This window comes from Bacillus sp. 17RED48, from assembly GCF_019837545.1.
GTDB lineage: Bacteria > Bacillota > Bacilli > Bacillales > Bacillaceae_G > Bacillus_A > Bacillus_A wiedmannii.
Map to the genome: position 1 here is coordinate 1,079,329 of NZ_JADAXG010000001.1, position 23,728 is coordinate 1,103,056.

At 37.6% G+C, this 23,728-nt stretch carries 21 protein-coding genes; all 21 read left to right on the forward strand.

Annotation, left to right across the window (positions count from 1 at the left end; all coding sequences use genetic code 11):
- The first annotated feature begins 331 nt into the window (after positions 1–331).
- The 21 genes from rpsB (at position 332) to pnp (ending at position 23,653) form a co-directional block, all read left to right on the forward strand.
- Entirely contained in the window at positions 332–1,033 is a 702-nt protein-coding gene (gene rpsB, locus ILT06_RS06055; protein WP_000111485.1) for a 30S ribosomal protein S2, read from the forward strand.
- 103 nt (positions 1,034–1,136) lie between these two features.
- Complete coding sequence (gene tsf, locus ILT06_RS06060; protein WP_098110641.1) at positions 1,137–2,024, forward strand: translation elongation factor Ts; 888 nt, start codon at positions 1,137–1,139, stop codon at positions 2,022–2,024.
- A 66-nt stretch (positions 2,025–2,090) separates the two neighbouring features.
- Entirely contained in the window at positions 2,091–2,813 is a 723-nt protein-coding gene (gene pyrH, locus ILT06_RS06065; protein WP_000042666.1) for a UMP kinase, read from the forward strand.
- A gap of 2 nt (positions 2,814–2,815) precedes the next feature.
- On the forward strand, positions 2,816–3,373 hold the full coding sequence (gene frr, locus ILT06_RS06070; protein WP_000531506.1) for a ribosome recycling factor: 558 nt from the start codon (positions 2,816–2,818) through the stop codon (positions 3,371–3,373).
- 85 nt (positions 3,374–3,458) lie between these two features.
- Positions 3,459–4,235, forward strand: coding sequence for an undecaprenyl pyrophosphate synthase (gene uppS / locus ILT06_RS06075; RefSeq protein WP_064475012.1), 777 nt, complete (start codon positions 3,459–3,461; stop codon positions 4,233–4,235).
- 17 nt (positions 4,236–4,252) lie between these two features.
- Positions 4,253–5,044: a phosphatidate cytidylyltransferase gene (gene cdsA, locus ILT06_RS06080; RefSeq protein WP_064475013.1), complete on the forward strand. Its 792-nt coding sequence runs from the start codon at positions 4,253–4,255 to the stop codon at positions 5,042–5,044.
- A 23-nt stretch (positions 5,045–5,067) separates the two neighbouring features.
- A complete protein-coding gene (gene dxr / locus ILT06_RS06085; RefSeq protein WP_064475014.1) occupies positions 5,068–6,210 on the forward strand; it encodes a 1-deoxy-D-xylulose-5-phosphate reductoisomerase in 1,143 nt (380 codons plus the stop codon).
- Positions 6,211–6,227: 17 nt separating this feature from the next.
- On the forward strand, positions 6,228–7,484 hold the full coding sequence (gene rseP, locus ILT06_RS06090) for an RIP metalloprotease RseP (RefSeq protein WP_142315321.1): 1,257 nt from the start codon (positions 6,228–6,230) through the stop codon (positions 7,482–7,484).
- Positions 7,485–7,593: 109 nt separating this feature from the next.
- Positions 7,594–9,294 (forward strand): proline--tRNA ligase, encoded by a 1,701-nt coding sequence (locus ILT06_RS06095; RefSeq protein ID WP_064475016.1) that lies wholly within the window; start codon positions 7,594–7,596, stop codon positions 9,292–9,294.
- Positions 9,295–9,418: 124 nt separating this feature from the next.
- Positions 9,419–13,720: a PolC-type DNA polymerase III gene (locus tag ILT06_RS06100; protein ID WP_064475017.1), complete on the forward strand. Its 4,302-nt coding sequence runs from the start codon at positions 9,419–9,421 to the stop codon at positions 13,718–13,720.
- A gap of 333 nt (positions 13,721–14,053) precedes the next feature.
- Positions 14,054–14,524, forward strand: coding sequence for a ribosome maturation factor RimP (rimP, locus tag ILT06_RS06105; protein ID WP_000359098.1), 471 nt, complete (start codon positions 14,054–14,056; stop codon positions 14,522–14,524).
- Positions 14,525–14,541: 17 nt separating this feature from the next.
- Positions 14,542–15,648 (forward strand): transcription termination factor NusA, encoded by a 1,107-nt coding sequence (gene nusA, locus ILT06_RS06110; protein ID WP_000102596.1) that lies wholly within the window; start codon positions 14,542–14,544, stop codon positions 15,646–15,648.
- Positions 15,649–15,659: 11 nt separating this feature from the next.
- Positions 15,660–15,932, forward strand: a complete 273-nt coding sequence (gene rnpM / locus ILT06_RS06115) for an RNase P modulator RnpM (protein WP_000071127.1) — start codon at positions 15,660–15,662, stop codon at positions 15,930–15,932.
- Entirely contained in the window at positions 15,933–16,244 is a 312-nt protein-coding gene (locus ILT06_RS06120; protein ID WP_001286521.1) for a YlxQ family RNA-binding protein, read from the forward strand.
- A gap of 4 nt (positions 16,245–16,248) precedes the next feature.
- A complete protein-coding gene (gene infB, locus ILT06_RS06125) occupies positions 16,249–18,309 on the forward strand; it encodes a translation initiation factor IF-2 (protein WP_064475018.1) in 2,061 nt (686 codons plus the stop codon).
- Positions 18,306–18,587 carry a DUF503 domain-containing protein gene (locus ILT06_RS06130; RefSeq protein WP_000582364.1) on the forward strand — a complete coding sequence of 94 codons (282 nt, stop codon included), beginning with the start codon at positions 18,306–18,308 and terminating at the stop codon, positions 18,585–18,587. Before infB ends, ILT06_RS06130 begins: the two co-directional genes overlap by 4 nt.
- A gap of 15 nt (positions 18,588–18,602) precedes the next feature.
- Positions 18,603–18,959 carry a 30S ribosome-binding factor RbfA gene (rbfA, locus tag ILT06_RS06135; RefSeq protein WP_000776445.1) on the forward strand — a complete coding sequence of 119 codons (357 nt, stop codon included), beginning with the start codon at positions 18,603–18,605 and terminating at the stop codon, positions 18,957–18,959.
- Between the two features lie 86 nt (positions 18,960–19,045).
- Positions 19,046–19,969, forward strand: coding sequence for a tRNA pseudouridine(55) synthase TruB (truB, locus tag ILT06_RS06140; protein WP_076539679.1), 924 nt, complete (start codon positions 19,046–19,048; stop codon positions 19,967–19,969).
- Between the two features lie 43 nt (positions 19,970–20,012).
- On the forward strand, positions 20,013–20,984 hold the full coding sequence (gene ribF / locus ILT06_RS06145) for a bifunctional riboflavin kinase/FAD synthetase (protein WP_064475019.1): 972 nt from the start codon (positions 20,013–20,015) through the stop codon (positions 20,982–20,984).
- Between the two features lie 100 nt (positions 20,985–21,084).
- Positions 21,085–21,354, forward strand: coding sequence for a 30S ribosomal protein S15 (rpsO, locus tag ILT06_RS06150; protein WP_001229392.1), 270 nt, complete (start codon positions 21,085–21,087; stop codon positions 21,352–21,354).
- Positions 21,355–21,514: 160 nt separating this feature from the next.
- Positions 21,515–23,653, forward strand: coding sequence for a polyribonucleotide nucleotidyltransferase (gene pnp / locus ILT06_RS06155; RefSeq protein WP_046957398.1), 2,139 nt, complete (start codon positions 21,515–21,517; stop codon positions 23,651–23,653).
- Positions 23,654–23,728: the final 75 nt, after the last annotated feature.

The following is a 23,728-nucleotide window of genomic DNA, read 5'->3' on the forward strand; positions in this document are numbered from 1 at the left end:
TTTTTGAGGAGAGTTTTTTGTGTATAAAAGATTAATGGTGTTTGTAAAAAGCGTCATAATCGTGTTCTTTGGAAAAGCTATGAATTGCATTTCATTTTTTTGCTTAAAAGAAATGCAGGTTGGTAATACTAGAATTCGAGTATAAACAAAGAAAGTTTTACATTGTTCGCATTTTCGACTTGATTGTAATATTTCAGTATGATATAGTAAGCAGTGGTGTCAGTACAAAGTACACACGTTTACTGATTTAAGTGTTGGTGCTACGTTTGTAGTTTCGCTTAGAGATGAAGTAAACGGAGGATATCAAAAACCATTTAGGAGGAACTATATTATGTCAGTAATTTCTATGAAGCAATTGCTTGAAGCTGGTGTTCATTTCGGACATCAAACTCGTCGTTGGAACCCAAAAATGAAGCGTTACATTTTCACAGAGCGTAACGGTATCTACATCATCGACTTACAAAAAACTGTGAAAAAAGTTGAGGAAGCTTACAGAACGATGCGTGACATCGCTGCTGAAGGTGGAGACATTTTATTTGTAGGTACTAAAAAACAAGCACAAGAAGCTATTAAAGAAGAAGCAACTCGTGCTGGTATGTACTTCGTTAACCAACGTTGGTTAGGTGGAACTTTAACAAACTTCCAAACAATCCAAAAGCGTATCAAGCGTCTTAAAGACATCGAAAGAATGCAAGAAGATGGTACTTTCGAAGTACTTCCTAAGAAAGAAGTTGTTCAACTTAAAAAAGAGTTAGAGCGTCTTGAGAAATTCTTAGGCGGTATTAAAGATATGAAAGGTCTTCCAAGTGCATTATTCGTAGTAGACCCTCGTAAAGAGCGTATTGCAGTTGCTGAAGCGCGCAAATTACACATTCCAATCATCGGTATCGTTGATACAAACTGTGATCCAGACGAAATCGATCACGTTATCCCAGCAAACGATGATGCAATTCGTGCTGTAAAACTTCTTACATCTAAAATGGCAGACGCGATCCTTGAAGCAAAACAAGGTGAAGAAACTGTTACTGCGTAACAAATTTGGAAAGGTGATAAGGGGTTCGGCCTTTTATCACCTTTTTTAAGGTATAAACACCTTTATAAAAGGTATAAATACATATTTTAGGAGGATGAAAAATATGGCAATCACTGCACAAATGGTAAAAGAACTTCGTGAAAAAACAGGCGCAGGTATGATGGACTGCAAAAAAGCTTTAACAGAAACTAATGGCGACATGGAGAAGGCAATTGACTTCTTACGTGAAAAAGGTATTGCGAAAGCTGCTAAAAAAGCAGACCGCATTGCTGCTGAAGGTTTAACTTTCATCGAAACAAACGGTAACGAAGGTTTAATCTTAGAATTAAACTCTGAAACTGATTTCGTTGCGAAAAACGAAGGTTTCCAAGCATTAATTAAAGAATTAGCTGCTCACTTATTAGCTAACAAACCAGCTAACGTTGAAGAAGCTATGGCTCAAACAATCGAAGGCGGTAAAACAGTAGAAGAGCACATCAACGAAGCAATCGCTAAAATTGGTGAAAAACTTACACTTCGTCGTTTCGAAATCGTAACAAAAACTGATGCAGATGCATTCGGTGCTTACCTACACATGGGTGGACGCATCGGTGTATTAACAGTTCTTGAAGGTTCTACTGATGAAGCAGCTGCTAAAGATGTAGCAATGCATATTGCAGCAGTTAACCCTAAATACATCGACCGCGATGCTGTAACAGCTGAAGAAGTTGAGCATGAGCGTCAAGTATTAACACAACAAGCTTTAAACGAAGGCAAGCCTGAAAAAATCGTTGCAAAAATGGTTGAAGGCCGTCTAGGCAAATTCTTCGAAGAAATTTGCTTACTTGACCAATCATTCGTTAAAAACCCTGATATGAAAGTTCGTCAGTTCGTTGAGTCTAAAGGCGGAACATTAAAAGGATTCGTTCGCTACGCTGTTGGTGAAGGTATCGAAAAACGCGAAGACAACTTTGCTGAAGAAGTAATGAACCAAGTAAAAGGTAGCAACTAATAAAGATTAGGGAACACATTGTGTTCCCTTTTTTAAAATAAAGATGTAAGCAATTGGAGGTTCATTATGAGTAAACCGAAATATAATCGTGTCGTATTAAAGCTAAGCGGAGAAGCGTTAGCTGGCGAACAAGGATTTGGAATTAACCCGTCTGTTATTAAATCAGTTGCGGAACAAGTGAAAGAAATTGCAGAACTTGATGTAGAGGTTGCTGTTGTTGTTGGTGGCGGAAACATTTGGCGTGGAAAAATCGGAAGTGAAATGGGAATGGATCGTGCTGGAGCAGATTACATGGGTATGTTAGCAACAGTTATGAACTCATTAGCTCTTCAAGATAGCCTAGAGAACATTGGAATTCAAACTCGTGTTCAAACTTCAATCGAAATGCGTCAAGTAGCAGAGCCTTACATTCGTCGTAAAGCAATTCGTCATCTAGAGAAAAAACGTGTTGTGATTTTTGCAGCAGGTACAGGTAACCCATATTTCTCTACAGATACAACGGCAGCACTACGTGCAGCGGAAATCGAAGCAGACGTCATCTTAATGGCGAAAAATAATGTAGATGGCGTATATAATGCAGATCCATCTCTTGACCCAACAGCTACGAAATACGAAACACTTACTTACTTAGATGTATTAAAAGAAGGTTTAGGTGTAATGGATTCAACAGCTTCTTCTTTATGTATGGACAATGATATTCCATTAATTGTATTCTCGGTTATGGAAAAAGGTAACATTAAACGTGCCGTTTTAGGCGAAAATATCGGAACAGTTGTAAGGGGGAAATAAATATGGGACAACAAGTATTGAAGTCTTCAAATGAAAAAATGGAAAAAGCAGTTGCTGCTTACTCTCGTGAATTGGCAACAGTTCGCGCAGGTCGTGCAAGCTCGTCTGTATTAGATAAGGTACAAGTTGATTACTATGGTGCACCAACACCTGTTGTGCAATTAGCGAACATTACAGTTCCAGAAGCACGTTTACTTGTAATTCAACCTTATGATAAAACTTCTATCGGTGATATTGAAAAAGCAATCTTAAAAGCGGATTTAGGCTTAAATCCTTCTAATGATGGAACTGTAATTCGTATTGCATTCCCTGCATTAACAGAAGAGCGTCGTCGTGATCTTGTAAAAGTTGTAAAAAAATATGCTGAAGAAGCAAAAGTTGCTGTTCGTAATGTACGTCGTGACAGTAACGATGATCTTAAGAAGCTTGAAAAAGCTGGCGATATTACAGAAGATGATTTAAGAGGATATACTGAAGATATCCAAAAAGAAACAGATAAATATATTGCAAAAGTTGACGAAATCGCAAAAAACAAAGAAAAAGAAATCATGGAAGTGTAATAGCGATACCTTCGCAAATATGACCCTCTTCTTAAGGGGGTCTTTTTACACTTTTAGGCATACGTCTGCTTGCTGGAGGGTATGAATGATGTTTAAAAACTTTCCTTTTTTTAAAAGTAAAAAGGTCGCATCGTTTGATCATCTCGTTGAAAAAGTGAAAAAAGGATACGTCCCAGAACATATTGCCATCATTATGGATGGTAATGGAAGATGGGCAAAGAGGAGAGCGATGCCTCGTATTGCGGGACATCATGAAGGCATGCAAGTTGTAAAGAAAATCACAAAATTTGCAAGCAAACTTAATGTCAAAGTATTAACTCTTTATGCTTTTTCAACTGAGAACTGGAAAAGACCGAAAAAGGAAGTTGACTATTTAATGAGGCTTCCAGAAGAATTTCTAGGTACATTTTTACCAGAATTGATTAAAGAGAACGTACAAGTCCGAGTAATAGGACAACAAGATCGTCTTCCTACGCATACACGCAGAGCGATGGAAAAGGCCATGGAAGATACGAAAGAGAATACGGGATTAATTCTTAATTTCGCGTTAAACTATGGAAGTCGAGATGAGATCGTTTCTGCTGTGCAACATATGGTGAAAGATAGTGAGGAAGGAAAAATTCGTGTTGAAGATGTAAGTGAAGAAATGCTTTCTTCTTATTTAATGACGAGTTCTTTACCTGACCCAGAGTTGTTAATCCGTACGAGCGGAGAGCTACGTATTAGTAATTTCATGTTATGGCAAATTGCATATTCGGAATTTTGGTTTACAGATGTGTATTGGCCAGATTTTACCGAGGAACATTTGCTAAATGCGATTACAGACTTTCAGCATAGAGGGCGCAGATTCGGAGGCGTGTAGAAAGAGAGGGTTTGGTAGTGAAACAGAGAATTATTACTGGAGTGGTTGCTGCCGCGCTATTCATTCCCATCGTAATTTACGGTGGCGTGCCTTTTACGGTTTTAGTGTATGCACTTGCTTCTATAGGTTTATATGAATTAATTCGTATGAATAAGCTTACGCTTATTTCAATACCAACAGTTTTAGCTGCAGTATTATTATGGATCATTTTAATTCCAAGTAGTGCATCAGAACTATTTACGCAGATTGGATTAGGTAAATTAGAAATCACATTTGTGATTGTTTTATTACTTTTATCATATACAGTCCTTTCTAAGAATACATTTACTTTTGACAATGCTTCATTTTTACTAATGGCAACAACATATGTTGGAATGGGATTCCTATATTTGAATGAAACGAGAATATTAGGAATTAAATATGTGTTTTGTGCATTATTTGTTATATGGGCTACTGATTCAGGCGCATATTTCGTAGGAAAGGCATTAGGAAAGAGGAAATTGTGGCCAGAAATTAGTCCAAATAAAACGATTGAAGGTTCAATAGGTGGCATCGTTTGTGGAATTGTTGTGGCACTCGTTTACAATATGTTCTTCCCTGTTGAGGCTAATGTAGGGATTTTAATTGTGTTGACAATTATCATTTCTATTTTTGGACAAATTGGTGATTTAGTACAGTCTGCATTTAAACGTCATTATGGCGTAAAGGATTCAGGTACGATTTTACCTGGACATGGTGGTATATTAGATCGAACAGATAGTTGGTTATTTGTTTTACCAATTCTCTACTTCTTATTACAATACAATTAATAAATGAACGAGGGGTTGGAGTCATGAAAAACATTAGTTTATTAGGTGCAAGCGGATCAATTGGTACACAAACTTTAGATGTATTACGCTCGCACCCAGACCAATTCCGTCTCGTTGCTTTTTCTGTAGGGAAAAATATTGACTACGCAGTAAATGTAATTCAAGAATTTTCTCCGCAAATCGTCTCTGTGCAAAGAGAGGAAGATGTTTTAAAATTACAAGCTGTCTCTGGTAATACAAAAGTTGTATATGGTAGTGAAGGGCTTTTAGAAGTAGCATTACATCCAGATGCGGAGATTGTAGTAAATGCTGTTGTAGGTAGCGTAGGGTTGTTACCAACACTTCGTGCAATTGAGGCGAAAAAAACAATTGGAATTGCAAATAAAGAAACATTAGTAACTGCAGGGCATCTTGTAATGGAAGCGGCACGAAAACATAATGTTTCGTTACTTCCGGTAGATAGTGAACATTCAGCTATTTTTCAATGTTTGAATGGTGAAAATGAAAAAAGAATTTCTCGACTAATTATAACGGCTTCCGGTGGAAGTTTCCGTGATAAAACGAGAGATGAATTGCATCATGTGACCGTAGAAGATGCACTTCGACATCCAAACTGGTCAATGGGTTCGAAAATTACAATTGATTCTGCTACAATGATGAATAAGGGGCTAGAAGTAATTGAAGCACATTGGCTTTTTGGTATCCCTTATGAGCAAATCGATGTTGTTTTACATAAAGAAAGTATTATCCATTCTATGGTTGAATTTGAAGATCGTAGTGTAATGGCACAGCTTGGCTCACCTGATATGCGAGTACCAATTCAATACGCGCTTACATATCCTGATCGATTGCCTCTAACAGACACAAAACAGTTAAACTTATGGGAAATAGGGACGTTGCATTTTGAAAAAATGAACCAAGAACGATTCCGTTGCCTACGTTTTGCGTATGAAGCTGGAAAAGCAGGTGGAAGTATGCCAGCTGTAATGAACGCAGCGAATGAAGTAGCTGTTGAAGCTTTTTTACAAAAGAGAATTGGTTTCTTAACAGTGGAAGACCTCATTGAAAAAGCAATGAACCATCACAATGTCATTGCACGTCCGAGCTTAGAGGAAATTTTGGAAATTGATGCAGCCACAAGACGGTTTGTGATGGAACAAATTTAGCAAAGGTGGTTATGGAATTGAATACAGCGATTGCCTTTATATTAATTTTCGGTGCACTCGTATTTTTCCATGAGCTAGGGCATCTATATTTCGCAAAAAGAGCAGGTATTTTATGCCGTGAGTTTGCGATTGGTTTTGGTCCGAAAATATTCTCATTTGAAAAGAATGAAACGGTGTATACGATTCGATTACTGCCCCTTGGTGGCTATGTAAGAATGGCTGGCGAAGATGCAGACACAGTTGAGTTAAAGCCTGGAAAAAAGGTTGGCCTTGTATTAAATGAAAAAGACGAAGTTGCGAAATTAGTTTTTGATGGATATGAAAAGTATCCAAATGTTCGTGTCATTGAAGTCGAACAAGCTGATTTAGAGCATAATTTAACAATTTCGGGCTATGAAGAGTACGAGGAAGAGCTTCAAACATTCCGAGTGAATGAAAAGGCTCGTATTATTACTGCTGGTGAAGAAATACAAATTGCTCCGTACAATAGGCAGTTCGGCTCCAAGAAATTGGGTCAACGTGCCTTAACAATCTTTGCAGGTCCTGCAATGAACTTCATTTTAGCATTTGTTATTTTTGTGATTCTTGGATTTGTACAAGGTGTTCCTGTTGACAAGCCAATGGTCGGAAAAGTAATGGAGAATAGTGCAGCCGAGCAAGCTGGATTAAAAGAAAATGATACAATTCAAGCAATCGATGGGAAAAACACAAGTACATGGAAAGATGTTGTTACCGTTGTACGTGAAAACCCAAATAAAGAAATTACGTTACAAGTAAAGCGTGATAATGAACAGTTTAATGTAAAAGTAACGCCAACACTCGATAAAGAAGGAAAAGACGAAGTGGGTAGAATTGGTGTTTACTCTCCAGTAGAGAAAACAGTAATGGGTTCTATTAAATCAGGATTTGAACAAACATACCAATGGACAAAACTAATTTTTGATTCACTTGTGAAATTAGTAACTGGTCAATTCTCTATTAATGAGTTGTCAGGTCCAGTAGGAATTTATAATCTAACAGATCAAGTTGTAGATTATGGATTTACGCGTGTATTAAGTTTAGCAGCAGTTTTAAGTATTAACCTTGGTTTATTTAATTTACTACCAGTCCCTGCTTTAGACGGTGGACGTTTGTTCTTCTTCTTAATTGAAGCGTTACGAGGGAAACCAATTGACCGCCAAAAAGAAGGAATGGTTCACTTTATTGGTTTTGCATTATTAATGTTACTTATGTTAGTTGTAACTTGGAATGACATTCGTAAGTTTTTCTTGTAAAATAAAGTGAAACTTATAATGAAATAGAGCTCGTAGAATAAAATCCCTCACCTAACTCGAGGTGAGGGGTTTTACTGCGTGAAAGAGTAAAATGAAGAGGTGCGAATAAATGAAACAAAGTATGGTATTCAGTCCTACATTACGTGAAGTTCCAGCTGATGCGGAGATTAAGAGTCATCAGTTATTACTTCGCGCAGGTTTTATGCGTCAAAATGCTTCTGGTATTTATAGTTTTCTACCATTTGGATTAAAAGTACTACACAAAGTAGAACGTATCGTTCGAGAAGAAATGGAGCGCGCAGGAGCTGTAGAATTATTAATGCCAGCGATGCAAGCGGCAGAATTATGGCAAGAATCAGGCCGTTGGTATTCTTACGGATCTGAATTAATGCGTATGAAAGATCGTAACGCTCGTGAATTCGCATTAGGAGCGACACATGAAGAAGTAATTACGGATCTTGTACGTGATGAAGTGAAATCATATAAAAAATTACCGTTAACATTGTACCAAATTCAAACAAAATTCCGTGATGAACAAAGACCTCGTTTCGGTTTATTACGTGGAAGAGAGTTTCTAATGAAAGATGCATACTCTTTCCATGCTACACAAGAGAGTTTAGATGAAGTATACGATCGTTTATACAAAGCATACTCTAACATTTTTGCTCGTTGTGGCTTGAATTTCCGTGCAGTTATTGCTGACTCTGGAGCAATGGGCGGAAAAGATACGCATGAATTTATGGTATTATCTGAAGTTGGTGAAGATACAATTGCATACTCTGATACATCTAATTATGCAGCAAACATCGAAATGGCTCCTGTTGTAGCTACGTATACGAAGAGTGATGAAGCAGAAAAGGCACTTGAAAAAGTAGCAACACCAGATCAAAAAGCAATTGAAGAAGTATCTGCATTCTTAAACATTGAAGCTGACAAGTGCATTAAGTCTATGGTATTTAAAGTAGATGAGAAATTAGTAGTTGTACTTGTACGTGGTGATCATGAAGTAAACGATGTAAAAGTGAAAAATGTATACGGCGCTTCAGTTGTTGAGCTTGCTTCTCATGAAGAAGTGAAAGAATTATTAAACTGTGAAGTTGGTTCTTTAGGACCGATTGGTGTAACAGGTGATATCGAAATTATCGCAGACCATGCTGTAGCATCAATTGTTAACGGTTGTTCAGGAGCGAACGAAGAAGGATTCCATTATGTAAATGTAAATCCAGAACGTGACTTTAAAGTAAATCAATATACAGATTTACGCTTCATTCAAGAAGGAGACCAGTCTCCAGATGGAAACGGAACAATTCTTTTCGCACGCGGAATTGAAGTTGGTCATGTATTCAAATTAGGAACTCGTTATAGTGAAGCAATGAACGCAACATTCCTAGATGAAAACGGAAAAACACAACCACTTATTATGGGTTGTTACGGTATCGGTGTATCTCGTACAGTGGCAGCAATCGCAGAGCAGTTTAATGATGAGAACGGTTTAGTTTGGCCAAAAGCTGTTGCACCGTTCCATGTGCATGTAATTCCAGTAAATATGAAATCTGATGCACAACGTGAAATGGGTGAAAATATCTACAACTCATTACAAGAACAAGGGTACGAAGTATTACTAGATGATCGTGCAGAACGTGCGGGTGTTAAATTTGCAGATGCAGATTTATTCGGCCTTCCAGTTCGCGTGACAGTTGGTAAAAAAGCAGACGAAGGTATTGTAGAAGTGAAAGTACGTGCTACAGGCGAGTCTGAAGAAGTGAAAGTAGAAGAACTTCAAACATATATTACAAATATTTTAAAATAAGAAGAGGTACCTCGTAATGAGGTACCTTCTCTTTCTTTGTAAACGTATTTTGTAAAAGAAGAAGGGAGAAATCTTTCTTTGTAGTACGTTTCAATTTATAATAGCAAATGGAAGGAGAGTGCTTATGTCTTTAACAAATGAACAACAAGAGCGATTTCAAATTTTGCTCCAGCAGTTGCAAATACCAGACGACCTTATAAATCAATATTTACAAGGTGGTGGTATTGAAAGGCTCGTTATTGATAAAGCGAATAAAAGTTGGCATTTTGATCTACAAGTGCCACGTATTTTGCCTACAGAATTATATGAATTGCTAGAAACAAAGCTTAAGCAATCATTTTCTCATATTGCAAGAACAACATTTGCATTAGAAACAGAGAATAAACAATTTACAGAAGAAGAAGTGAGGGCGTATTGGCCGCTTTGTACGGAACGAATTACATTTTCACCTATGTTTGCTTACTTAAAGAAGCAGCTTCCGCAGGTGAATGGAGTGAAGTTGCTAATAAATGTGAATAATGAGCTGGAATCTACTGCTTTAAAGAAAAACGTTGCGAAACCAGTAGGGGATCAATACGAAACTTTTGGATTCCCGCGTTTTCAGTTAGACACACATATACAGCAAAATACAGAAGAAATGCAAAAGTTTCGTGAGCAAACGCAGCAAGAAGATCGTGAACGTGTTATACAAGCTATGGAAGAAATGGCGAAGAAGCAAGCTGAAGAAAGTAGCGTTGTGCATGAAGGACCGGTTGTACTCGGATATCTCATTAAGCCGGATGAAGAGATTACACCGATGCGAGAAATTCAAGATGAAGAAAGAAGAAAAACAGTTCAAGGATACGTCTTCCATGTAGAAACGAAAGAGCTGCGTAGTGGCCGTACGTTATTAACTTTAAAAATAACAGACTATACGGATTCAATTATGATCAAAATGTTCTCGCGTGACAAAGAAGATATTCCAATGCTGCAATCCTTGAAAAAAGGAATGTGGGTGAAAGCGCGTGGTTCTGTTCAAAATGATACATTCGTTCGAGATTTAGTAATGATTGCAAATGATATAAATGAAATAACAGGACCGTCTCGTAAAGATAAAGCGCCAGAAGGTGAAAAACGTGTAGAGCTGCATCTTCACACACCGATGAGCCAAATGGACGCTGTTACTCCTGTTTCTAGACTTGTTGCCCAAGCAGGTAAATGGGGACATGAGGCAATCGCTGTTACAGACCATGCTGTTGCGCAGTCTTTCCCAGAGGCATATTCTGCGGGTAAAAAGGCTGGGGTTAAAGTTATATATGGTGTAGAAGCGAATCTAGTTAATGATGGTGTACCAATTGCATATAACGAAGCGCATCGTTTACTTGCAGAGGAAACATATGTTGTTTTCGACGTTGAGACGACAGGTTTATCAGCTGTATATGATACTGTTATCGAGTTAGCGGCTGTAAAAGTAAAAGGTGGCGAAATTATTGACCGCTTTGAATCTTTCGCAAATCCACATCAGCCATTATCTGCGACGATTATTGAATTAACAGGTATTACAGATGATATGTTAACGGATGCACCAGAAGTGGACGAAGTGTTTAAAAAGTTTGAAGAATGGATGGGCGACCATACACTTGTTGCTCATAACGCAAGTTTTGATATGGGCTTTATTAACGTAGGTTTTAAAAAGGCTGGGCTAGAAAAAACGAATAATCCTGTTATTGATACGTTAGAACTTGCAAGATTCTTATTCCCAGAAATGAAAAACCATCGATTAAATACGATGTGTAAAAAGCTTGATATTGAATTAACGCAACATCACCGTGCGATTTATGATACAGAAGCAACGGGATACTTACTTGTGAAAATGTTAAAAGATGTGATTGAAAAGGGATTTGAATATCACGATCAATTAAATGATAGCATGGGGCAAGGGGATGCGTATAAGCGTGGACGTCCAAGTCATATGACGTTACTTGCCACATCAGATGTAGGGTTGAAAAATTTATATAAACTTGTTTCCTATTCTCACCTAAATTACTTTTATCGTGTACCACGAGTACCAAGGTCACTATTAAAAAAATATCGTGAAGGAATTTTAGTAGGAACGGCTTGTGATAAAGGTGAAGTGTTTGAGGCGATGATGCAAAAAGCTCCTGAAGAGGTAGAAGAAATTGCGCAGTTCTATGATTACATTGAAGTAATGCCTCCAGAGGTGTTACGTCATTTAGTAGAACGTGAACTGGTTCGAGATGAGGGACAATTAAAAACAATTATTTCTAACTTAGTAAAACTAGGTGAGACGTTAGATAAACCAGTTGTTGCTACAGGAAACGTGCATTATATAGATCCAGAGGATGCAATGTATCGCAAAATTTTAGTCAGTTCGCAGGGCGGAGCCAATCCGTTAAACCGACATTCATTACCACCTGTACATTTCCGTACAACGGATGAAATGTTAGAGTGTTTTTCATTCTTAGGTGAAGACGTAGCGAAAGAAATTGTTGTAACGAATACACAAAAGGTTGCATCATTGATTGGTGATGTTCATCCGGTGAAAGATGATCTATATACACCGAAAATTGAAGGTGCAGATGATGAGACGCGTGACATGAGTTATAAAATGGCGCGTAGCATTTATGGTGAAGAGTTACCTGAAATTGTAGAAGCGCGTTTAGAAAAAGAATTAAAAAGTATTATTGGGCATGGATTCGCCGTAATTTATTTAATTTCACATAAGCTTGTGAAGAAATCGTTAGTAGACGGATATTTAGTAGGTTCGCGTGGATCGGTAGGTTCATCGTTCGTTGCAACGATGATGGAAATTACAGAAGTAAACCCATTACCACCACACTATGTATGTCCGAAGTGTAAGCAATCAGAATTCTTTAATGATGGTTCTGTAGGTTCTGGTTTTGACTTGCCGGATAAAGAATGTCCTGCATGTAATGTTCCATACGTGAAAGATGGACATGATATTCCGTTCGAAACGTTCCTTGGATTTAAAGGAGATAAGGTACCCGATATCGATCTGAACTTCTCCGGGGAATACCAACCACGTGCCCATAACTATACGAAAGTACTGTTCGGTGAAGATTATGTATACCGTGCGGGTACAATAGGTACAGTCGCGGAAAAAACGGCTTATGGATATGTAAAAGGTTATGCAAATGATCATAATTTAACGATTCGAAATGCAGAGATTGACCGCTTAGTAGCAGGATGTACGGGCGTAAAACGTACAACCGGACAGCATCCAGGTGGTATTATCGTTGTACCAGATTACATGGATATCTTTGATTTCTCACCAATTCAGTTTCCGGCGGATTCAATAGGGGCTGAGTGGAGAACGACACACTTTGATTTCCACTCCATTCATGATAATTTATTGAAACTTGATATACTAGGACACGATGATCCGACTGTTATTCGTATGTTACAAGATTTAAGTGGTATTGATCCGAAAACAATCCCGACAGACGATCCAGAAGTAATGAAAATTTTCTCAGGCCCGGAATCATTAGGGGTAACGGAAGAACAAATTAACTGTAAAACAGGTACACTTGGTATACCAGAGTTTGGTACGAAATTCGTAAGGCAGATGTTAGAAGAGACGAAACCTACGACATTCTCTGAGTTAGTCCAAATCTCTGGACTATCACATGGTACAGACGTATGGCTTGGTAATGCAAACGAGTTAATTTATAACGGTACATGTACGCTGAGTGAAGTTATCGGTTGTCGTGATGACATTATGGTATATTTAATCTATCAAGGTTTAGACCCATCATTAGCCTTCAAAATCATGGAGTCAGTTCGTAAAGGTAAAGGTGTACCGGAAGAATGGGAAGATGACATGAAAAGTAATAATGTACCAGGTTGGTATATTGATTCATGTAAGAAAATAAAGTACATGTTCCCTAAAGCCCATGCGGCTGCTTACGTACTTATGGCTGTACGTATTGCATACTTTAAAGTACATTTCGCGCTTCTATTCTATGCGGCATACTTTACAGTTCGTGCAGATGACTTTGATATAGAGGCGATGGCGAAGGGTTCAGCATCTATACGTGTAAGAATTGATGAAATTGCGCAAAAAGGTTTGGATGCAGCGCCGAAAGAGAAAAGTTTATTAACAGTACTAGAAATGACACTTGAAATGTGTGAGCGTGGATACTCATTCCAAAAGGTTGATTTATACCGTTCGCATGCAACAGAATTTATTATTGATGGGGATACTTTAATTCCTCCATTTAATGCAGTGCCTGGACTTGGTACAAACGCAGCTTTAAGTATTGTAGAAGCACGCAAAAATGGAGATTTCTTATCAAAAGAAGATTTACAGCAGCGCAGTAAGGTTTCGAAAACAATTATTGAGTATTTAGATAGTCAAGGTTGCTTAGGCGATCTACCTGATCAAAACCAGTTATCACTGTTCTAATAGGTAGGAAAAGTCTTTGCAAATCAACATTTGCTATGGTATACTATTAACCGAGATAACCATGTCATGTATATTGTGTAAAAAAAAGAGTGGGGAAACCCACTCTTTCGTGTTACTATCTACGTTTTATTGATGTGGAGAGGTAAGAAATTTCTGTCGTATATACATATTTTGTTACAAGTTTTACTTCTTAAATTTGGTAATACTAAGACAGATATTCCCTGCTTAACGGCAGGGGCTTTTGTTAGCTAACGAGAAAGAATAAGATGGACCGTTTTTATGGACGGGGTCTTTTCTTGTAAATGGTACATGGCGGCAGGAAGGAGGCTGTTTATGGATAAGAAAGTCACAGAAGTTGTAGAAGCATTTGCGCAGCCAATCGTTGAAGAGTTAAATCTTGAACTTGTAGATGTAGAGTATGTGCAAGAAGGACAAGACTGGTTCTTACGCGTATTCATCGATTCTGAAAAGGGAGTCGACATTGAAGAATGCGGTGCGGTAAGTGAACGTTTAAGCGAAGCTTTAGATAAAGAGGATCCAATTCCTCATCTTTACTTTTTGGATGTATCATCTCCTGGAGCGGAACGCCCATTAAAGAAAGAGAAAGACTTCCAGCAAGCGGTAGGAAAACAAGTGGCAATTAAAACATATGAGCCGATTGATGGTGAAAAAATGTTTGAAGGAAAGCTACTTTCCTACGATGGTACTACAATTACATTATTATTAACAATTAAAACACGTAAAAAAGAAATCCAAATTCCAATGGATAAAGTTGCAAATGCGCGACTTGCTGTTACGTTTTAGTTAGAAGGGGGATCTTCATGAGCACTGAGTTGTTAGATGCCTTGCTCGTATTAGAGTCAGAAAAAGGAATCAGCAAAGATATTATTATTGATGCGATTGAAGCAGCGTTAATCTCTGCTTATAAACGCAATTTTAATCAAGCACAAAACGTTCGTGTGAGCTTTAACCCAGAAGTGGGAACAATTCAAGTTTTAGCACGTAAAGACGTTGTAGATAATGTGTTTGATCCACGTCTTGAAATTTCTGTTGAAGAAGCAAGACAAATTAATCCAAACTATCAAGATGGTGACGTACTAGAGATTGAAGTAACACCAAAAGATTTCGGTCGTATTGCAGCACAAACTGCAAAACAGGTTGTAACACAACGAGTGCGCGAAGCAGAGCGTGGTGTTATTTACTCTGAGTTTAGTGACCGTGAAGAAGATATCATGGTGGGTATCGTACAACGTCAAGATGCTCGTTTTATCTATGTAAGCTTAGGGAAAGTAGAAGCTTTATTACCTGTAAGTGAGCAAATGCCAAACGAACAGTACAAACCACATGATCGTATTCGCGTATTCATTACGAAAGTAGAAAAAACAACAAAAGGACCACAAATTTACGTATCACGTACACATCCTGGTCTTTTAAAACGTTTATTCGAAATGGAAGTTCCTGAAATTTATGATGGAACTGTTGAAATTCGTTCTGTAGCACGTGAAGCTGGCGATCGTTCTAAAATTTCTGTACATGCAGAGAACATTGATGTTGATCCAGTAGGTTCTTGTGTAGGACCGAAAGGACAACGTGTACAACGCATTGTAGACGAATTAAAAGGCGAAAAGATTGACATCGTTCGCTGGTCAAATGATCCAGTAGAATATGTTGCAAATGCTTTAAGCCCATCACAAGTTGTTAAAGTGCTTGTAGATGAAGAAGAAAAAGCAACAACTGTTGTTGTTCCAGACCACCAACTGTCATTAGCTATTGGTAAGCGTGGACAAAATGCACGTCTTGCAGCTAAATTAACAGGTTGGAAAATTGATATTAAGAGTGAGTCTGATGCGAAACAACTTGGTATTGTAACAGAAGAAGATAGCGTAATCGCATTCGGATTCGATTCAGTTGAAGACGAAATCGAATAGAGGTGATGAGTATGAGCAATCGAAAAGTTCCGTTACGAAAATGTGTTGCAACGCAAGAAATGAAATCAAAACGAGAGCTCGTTCGCATTGTTCGTTCCAAAGAGGGAGAAGTGTCCATTGATTTAACTGGAAAGAAATCAGGACGAGGTGCTTATTTATCAAAAGATAAAGAAAGTATTCTTCAAGCCCAAAAGAAAAATGTTTTGGAACATCATCTAAAAGCGAAAATCGACGGTTCTCTATACGAAGAGCTTCTTGAGCTTGTTGAGAAGGAGTCGAAATAAGTGTCCGATTGGAAATCGTTTTTAGGACTAGCAAACCGGGCTCGGAAAATTATTTCGGGTGAAGAACTTGTTTTAAAAGAAGTACGAAGTGGCAAAGCAAAACTTGTATTGCTATCTGAAGATGCGTCAGCAAATACTACAAAACGCATCACGGATAAAGCGACGTATTACAACGTACCAATGAGAAAGGTCGAAAATCGACAACAATTAGGGCATGCGATTGGGAGAGACGAGCGAGTCGTTGTAGCTGTGTTAGATGAGGGCTTTGCGAAAAAGCTGCGTAGCATGCTCGATACAAATTACCGGGGGTGAAGGTATGAGTAAAATTCGAGTGCATGAATATGCAAAACAACATAATATCTCAAGTAAAGATCTTATGACAAAACTAAAAGAAATGAATATCGAGGTTTCGAATCATATGACAATGTTAGACGATGAAGTAGTAAACAAATTAGATAATGCGTACCAAACTGAAAAACCTTCTGTTGCAGATGAGTTTGAAGTAGAAGAAAAAGTTGTTCGTAGTAAAAAGAACAGCAATAAGAAAAAGAAAAAAGGCAAAGGAAATGAAGACAAACGTCAAGATAACTTTGCTGGAAGACAACAAACACAAATTGTAGAAACACCAGATAAACTTACTTTCTCTGGAAGTCTTACAGTAGGTGAGCTTGCTAAAAAATTAAGCAAAGAGCCGTCTGAAATTATTAAGAAGCTCTTTATGCTTGGAATTATGGCAACAATTAACCAAGACTTAGATAAAGATACAATTGAGTTAATTGCTACTGATTATGGTATTGAAGTAGAAGAAGAAGTAGTTGTAAGTGAAACTGAATTTGAAACATTCATCGATGAGCAAGATGATGAAGAGAACTTAAAAGAGCGTCCAGCTGTAGTTACAATTATGGGGCACGTTGACCATGGTAAAACAACTTTACTTGACTCTATCCGTAATTCAAAAGTAACTGCAGGCGAAGCAGGTGGAATTACTCAGCATATTGGTGCATACCAAGTTGAAGTAAATGACAAGAAGATTACATTCTTAGATACGCCTGGTCACGCGGCATTTACAACGATGCGTGCTCGTGGTGCGCAAGTAACGGATATTACAATCCTTGTTGTTGCAGCTGATGACGGTGTTATGCCACAAACAGTTGAAGCGATTAGCCATGCGAAAGCAGCTGGAGTACCAATTATTGTAGCTGTGAATAAAATGGATAAACCAGCGGCAAATCCTGATCGTGTAATGCAAGAATTAACAGAATATGAATTAGTTCCAGAAGCTTGGGGCGGAGATACAATTTTCGTACCAATTTCTGCAATTCAAGGTGAAGGAATTGACAACTTACTAGAAATGATTCTTCTTGTAAGTGAAGTAGAAGAATATAAAGCAAATCCAAACCGTTATGCAACTGGTACTGTAATCGAAGCACAGCTTGATAAAGGTAAAGGAACTATCGCGACATTACTTGTTCAAAACGGTACACTTCGAGTTGGAGATCCAATCGTTGTTGGTACTTCATTCGGACGTGTTCGTGCAATGGTAAGTGATATTGGTCGTCGTGTGAAAGTTGCTGGTCCATCAACTCCTGTTGAAATTACAGGTTTAAATGAAGTACCACAAGCGGGAGATCGTTTCATGGCATTCGCTGATGAGAAGAAAGCTCGTCAAATCGGTGAATCACGTGCACAAGAAGCGTTACTTGCTCAACGTGGTGAAAAATCTAAATTAAGCCTTGAAGATTTATTCCAACAAATCCAAGAAGGCGATGTAAAAGAAATTAACTTAATTGTGAAAGCAGACGTACAAGGTTCTGTAGAAGCAATGGCAGCGTCACTTCGTAAAATTGATGTTGAAGGTGTTAAAGTTAAAATTATCCATACAGGCGTAGGTGCGATTACAGAATCTGATGTTATTTTAGCTTCTGCATCTAATGCAATTGTAATTGGATTTAACGTACGCCCTGATGTGAATGCGAAGCGTACAGCTGAATTAGAGAATGTTGATGTTCGTTTACACCGTATTATCTATAAAGTAATCGAAGAAATCGAATCAGCAATGCAAGGTATGCTGGATCCAGAATTCGAAGAAAAAGTAATCGGTCAAGCGGAAGTACGCCAAACATTCAAAGTAACAAAAGTTGGAACAATCGCAGGTTGTTACGTAATTGACGGTAAAATTACACGTGATAGTGGCGTGCGTATTATCCGTGATGGCGTAGTAATTTTCGAAGGACAACTTGATACGTTAAAACGTTTCAAAGATGACGTAAAAGAAGTTGCACAAAACTATGAGTGTGGTATTACAATTGAGAGATATAATGATCTTAAAGAAGGGGACATCATTGAAGCGTACATTATGGAAGAAGTGAAGCGATGATTATCGCTTCACTCTCATTCGAGTGTATGATTTACGATGTGCATTCTTTAAAAGAGAAACGAGCAATTTTGCAACGGGTGCTAACTCGTGTGAAGCAGCGTTATAATGTAGCTGTTTCAGAAGTAGGGCATCAAGATGTATGGCAACGTACAGAAATTGCAATTGTTTCTGTATCCTCTAATCGTGTTATTTGTGAAAAAGAAATGAATCGTGTACTCGAGTACATCGATTCATTTCCTGAAATTGAACGTACAATAACACAATTGGAATGGTATTGAATGAGGTGAAGAGTTATGAAATTACGTGCAAACCGTGTAGGCGAGCAAATGAAAAAAGAATTAGGCGACATCATCAGTCGTAAAATTAAAGATCCACGTGTTGGATTTGTTACAGTAACAGATGTACAAGTGAGTGGAGATTTACAAATTGCTACAGTATATATTTCTGTTTTAGGTGATGAGGAACAGAAAGAAAGTACATTAAAAGGTTTAGCGAAGGCAAAAGGTTTCATTCGTTCAGAAATTGGCCAGCGTATTCGTCTTCGTAAAACACCGGAAATTTCCTTTGAGTTTGATGAGTCTATCGGATATGGTCATCGAATTGATACACTTTTACATCAAATTAATAAAGACGGTAAACGTGAAGAATAATGGATAGACATTTGTCTATCCATTTTTTCAATGCAAAATAAATTTTGGATAATTACTATGAAAGAATTATGATGAGGTGAACATATATGGAAGGTGTAGTATTATTACATAAGCCAAAAGGCATGACATCACATGATTGTGTATTTAAATTAAGAAAGATATTGCGTGAGAAACGAATTGGTCATACAGGAACATTAGATCCAGATGTAACAGGAGTATTACCTATTTGTGTAGGACGAGCAACGAAGATTGCACAATTTTTAACGAGTGAGACGAAAACATATGAAGGTGAAGTAACACTTGGATTTTCAACGACAACTGAAGATGCTTCTGGTGAAGTTGTTGAAACGAAAAATGTAGATCGTGTTATTACTCGTAAGGAAGTAGAAGGGGCTCTTGCTGCATTAACAGGTACGATTGAACAAATGCCTCCGATGTTTTCAGCTGTAAAAGTTAACGGAAAAAAACTATATGAATATGCAAGAGCAGGACAAGAAGTTGAACGTCCAGTTCGTACAATTACAATTCATGAATTTGTATTACTAGATGATCGTGAAGTGTTTGAGGGGGAAAATATTTCATTTCGTTTCCGTGTAACGTGTAGTAAAGGGACATATGTAAGAACATTAGCAGTAATGATTGGTGAAAAACTTGGTTTCCCATCACATATGTCTCACCTTGTAAGAACAGCTTCGGGTGAATTTTTATTAGAAGATTGCATATCATTTGAAGAAATTGAAGAAAACGTGCAAAATGGAACAGTAGAGTCTATCTTCATTTCAATTGATGAAGCATTAAGTAAGTTTCCAAAAATGGTTGTAGATGAAAAGCAAGCAGAGAAAATAAAGAATGGTATGTTCTTAAAAAATGAATTGCAAATAACGGCGCCATTTATAACAGTGTTTGATAAAAATAATCGCTGCCTTGCAATTTATGAGCACCATCCAAAACACCCTGGTATGCTAAAGCCGATGAAAGTACTTGTGAATAATCAAGAACTAAAGCTATAATGAATTATTGGAAGGATTATTACAGAAAAAGGTGAATTCAAGCGTGAAACTTATTCATTTAACTCATCCACATGAACAAAATAAATTAGAATTACCACCTACTGTAATGGCATTAGGATTTTTTGATGGCATTCATTTAGGACATCAATGTGTGATTCGAACTGCGAAACAAATAGCTGATGAACGAGGATATAAAAGTGCAGTTATGACATTTTATCCGCACCCATCTGTTGTTTTAGGAAAAAAGGAAGCGCATGCGGAGTATATTACACCAATGTGTGATAAAGAAAAAATAGTCGAAAACTTAGGGATCGATATATTATATGTTATTAAATTTGATGAATCGTTTGCAGGCTTATTGCCACAACAATTTGTAGATGATTATATTATTGGTTTGAATGTAAAGCATGTAGTAGCAGGGTTTGATTATTCATATGGACGTTTAGGAAAAGGAAAGATGGAGACTTTACCATTTCATGCAAGAGGGGAGTTTACACAGACTGTGATTGAAAAAGTTGAATTTCAAGAAGAGAAAGTAAGTTCTACAGCATTACGAAAGTTAATTCGAAATGGCGAAATGGAACAAATTCCATCTATTTTAGGTAGAGCATATACAGTAGGGGGAACGGTTGTACACGGTGATAAGCGTGGACGTCAAATTGGTTTTCCTACAGCTAATATAGGTTTAAGTGATGAGTATCTATTACCACCTGTAGGTGTTTATGCAGTGAGATTAAAAGTTCACGATGAATGGTACGATGGTGTATGTAATATTGGATATAAACCAACTTTTAAAGAAGATGAGCGTCAATTATCTATTGAAGTGCACTTATTTGAATTTAACAAAGACATATATGAACAAAATGTTACAGTAGAGTGGCATATGCGTATAAGAGAAGAAAAGAAATTCAATGGCATCGATGAGTTAGTTGAACAAATTGCAAAAGATAAGAAAACAGCACAAGAATATTTTGCGAACGAAAAGAATATACTTGCTTTTTCAAATGAAAAGTAGTATTCTATGTTATGTACTTTATGACAACCATTGCTTGGCATTGCGACTCACCGACGCTTGCTAGGTAATTGGGGGTTTAATTAATAGGAGGTGAAATAGGATGGCTTTAACACAAGAGCGTAAAAATGAAATCATTGCACAATTTAGAACTCATGAGACTGATACTGGTTCTCCAGAGGTTCAAATTGCTGTCCTAACGGAGCAAATTAACACTCTAAACGAGCACTTACGTACTCACAAGAAAGATCATCATTCACGTCGTGGTCTATTAAAGATGGTTGGTAAACGTCGTAACTTACTAACTTACCTTCGTAATAGCGATATCACACGTTACCGTGAATTAATTACAAAGCTTGGCTTACGTCGATAGTCAAAGAAGCGGGAATATTCCCGCTTTTTTGTTAGGTAAAAATATATCTTCTACCCTTTATAGCTTACTTCATTTTCGGTAATACTAGAGGTAGAATATTGTGATATACTATCCATTTACATAGAAGAATTGAATACTTTAAATTGAGAGGGGTACTTAAATGAGTCAAGAAAAGCAAGTCTTCTCGATAGATTTAGCTGGTCGCCAGCTAACAGTTGAAACAAGTCAGCTTGCGAAGCAAGCGAACGGAGCAGTATTAGTAAGATATGGCGATACAGCGGTTCTATCTACAGCAACTGCATCAAAAGAACCAAAAAATGTAGATTTCTTCCCACTTACAGTAAACTATGAAGAGCGTTTATATGCAGTCGGGAAAATTCCTGGCGGTTTCATTAAACGTGAAGGTCGTCCGAGTGAAAAAGCAATTTTGGCAAGTCGTTTAATCGACCGCCCAATTCGTCCACTTTTCGCAGATGGTTTCCGTAACGAAGTACAAGTTGTCAGCATAGTAATGAGTGTTGATCAAGATTGTTCTTCTGAAATGGCAGCTATGCTTGGTTCTTCATTAGCGTTATCGATTTCAGATATTCCATTTGAAGGCCCAATCGCGGGTGCAACAGTTGGTCGTATTAACGGCGAATTCGTTATTAATCCAACAGTAGAACAGCAAGAACAAAGTGATATTCACCTTGTTGTGGCTGGTACGAAAGATGCAATTAACATGGTTGAAGCAGGAGCAGATCAAGTGCCTGAAGAAACAATGTTAGAAGCAATTATGTTTGGACATGACGAAATTAAACGTCTAATTGCATTCCAAGAAGAGATTGTACAAGCTGTAGGTAAAGAGAAATCAGAAGTGAAACTGTATGAAGTTGACGCTGATCTTAATCAAGCTGTACGTGAAATGTCTGAGAAGGATATGCATTCTGCAATTCAAGTACATGAGAAACATGCACGTGAAGATGCAATTAACGAAGTGAAAAAGCGTGTAATTGAGCATTACGAAGCGCAGGAAGCTGACGCTGATACATTAGGACAAGTAAGTGAGATTTTATATAAAATTGTAAAAGAAGAAGTACGTCGTCTTATTACAGTTGAAAAAATCCGCCCAGATGGCCGTAAAGGTGACGAAATCCGTCCATTAGCATCAGAGGTTGGCATTTTATCTCGTACACACGGTTCTGGTCTGTTCACACGTGGACAAACACAAGCATTAAGTATTTGTACATTAGGTGCATTAGGCGATGTGCAAATTTTAGATGGTCTTGGTGTAGAGGAATCAAAACGCTTTATGCACCATTACAATTTCCCATCATTTAGTGTTGGTGAAACAAGACCGATGCGTGGACCAGGTCGTCGTGAAATTGGTCACGGTGCACTAGGAGAACGTGCTCTTGAGCCTGTAATTCCATCTGAAAAAGATTTCCCATATACAGTACGTCTTGTATCTGAAGTTTTAGAATCAAATGGTTCTACTTCACAAGCAAGTATTTGTGGTAGTACTTTAGCAATGATGGATGCTGGTGTTCCACTTAAAGCTCCAGTTGCAGGTATTGCAATGGGCCTAGTTAAAACTGGTGAGCATTACACAATTTTATCTGATATTCAAGGTATGGAAGATCATTTAGGTGATATGGACTTTAAAGTAGCAGGTACAGCAAAAGGTGTAACTGCACTTCAAATGGACATTAAAATCGATGGTCTATCTCGTGAAATTTTAGAAGAGGCATTACAACAAGCGAAAGTCGGTCGTGTGCACATTCTAAATCATATGTTATCTGTTATTGCAGAGCCACGTACTGAATTATCAGCTTACGCTCCAAAGATTATTACAATGACAATTAACCCAGATAAAATCCGTGACGTTATTGGGCCGAGCGGTAAACAAATCAATAAAATTATTGAAGAAACTGGCGTTAAAATTGACATCGAGCAAGATGGTACAGTATTCATTTCTTCAATAAATCAAGAAATGAATGACAAAGCTAAGAAAATTATCGAAGATATCGTTCGCGAAGTACAAGTAGGTGAAATCTACGAAGGAAAAGTGAAACGTGTTGAGAAATTCGGTGCTTTCGTTGAATTATTCAGCGGTAAAGACGGATTAGTTCACATTTCTGAACTTGCACTTGAGCGTGTAGGTAAAGTAGAAGACGTTGTAAAAATCGGTGATGTAATTACAGTTAAAGTTATCGAGATTGACAAGCAAGGTCGCGTGAATCTATCTAGAAAAGTATTGCTAAAAGAAGAGCAAGAAAAAGAAGCTGCTAAAGAAGAAAACAAACAAGAGCAGCAATAAGTAAAAGCCAGTTAAACTGGCTTTTTTTGTTATGTAAAAAATATGATTTACATATATTTTTATGTCAGTATAGGT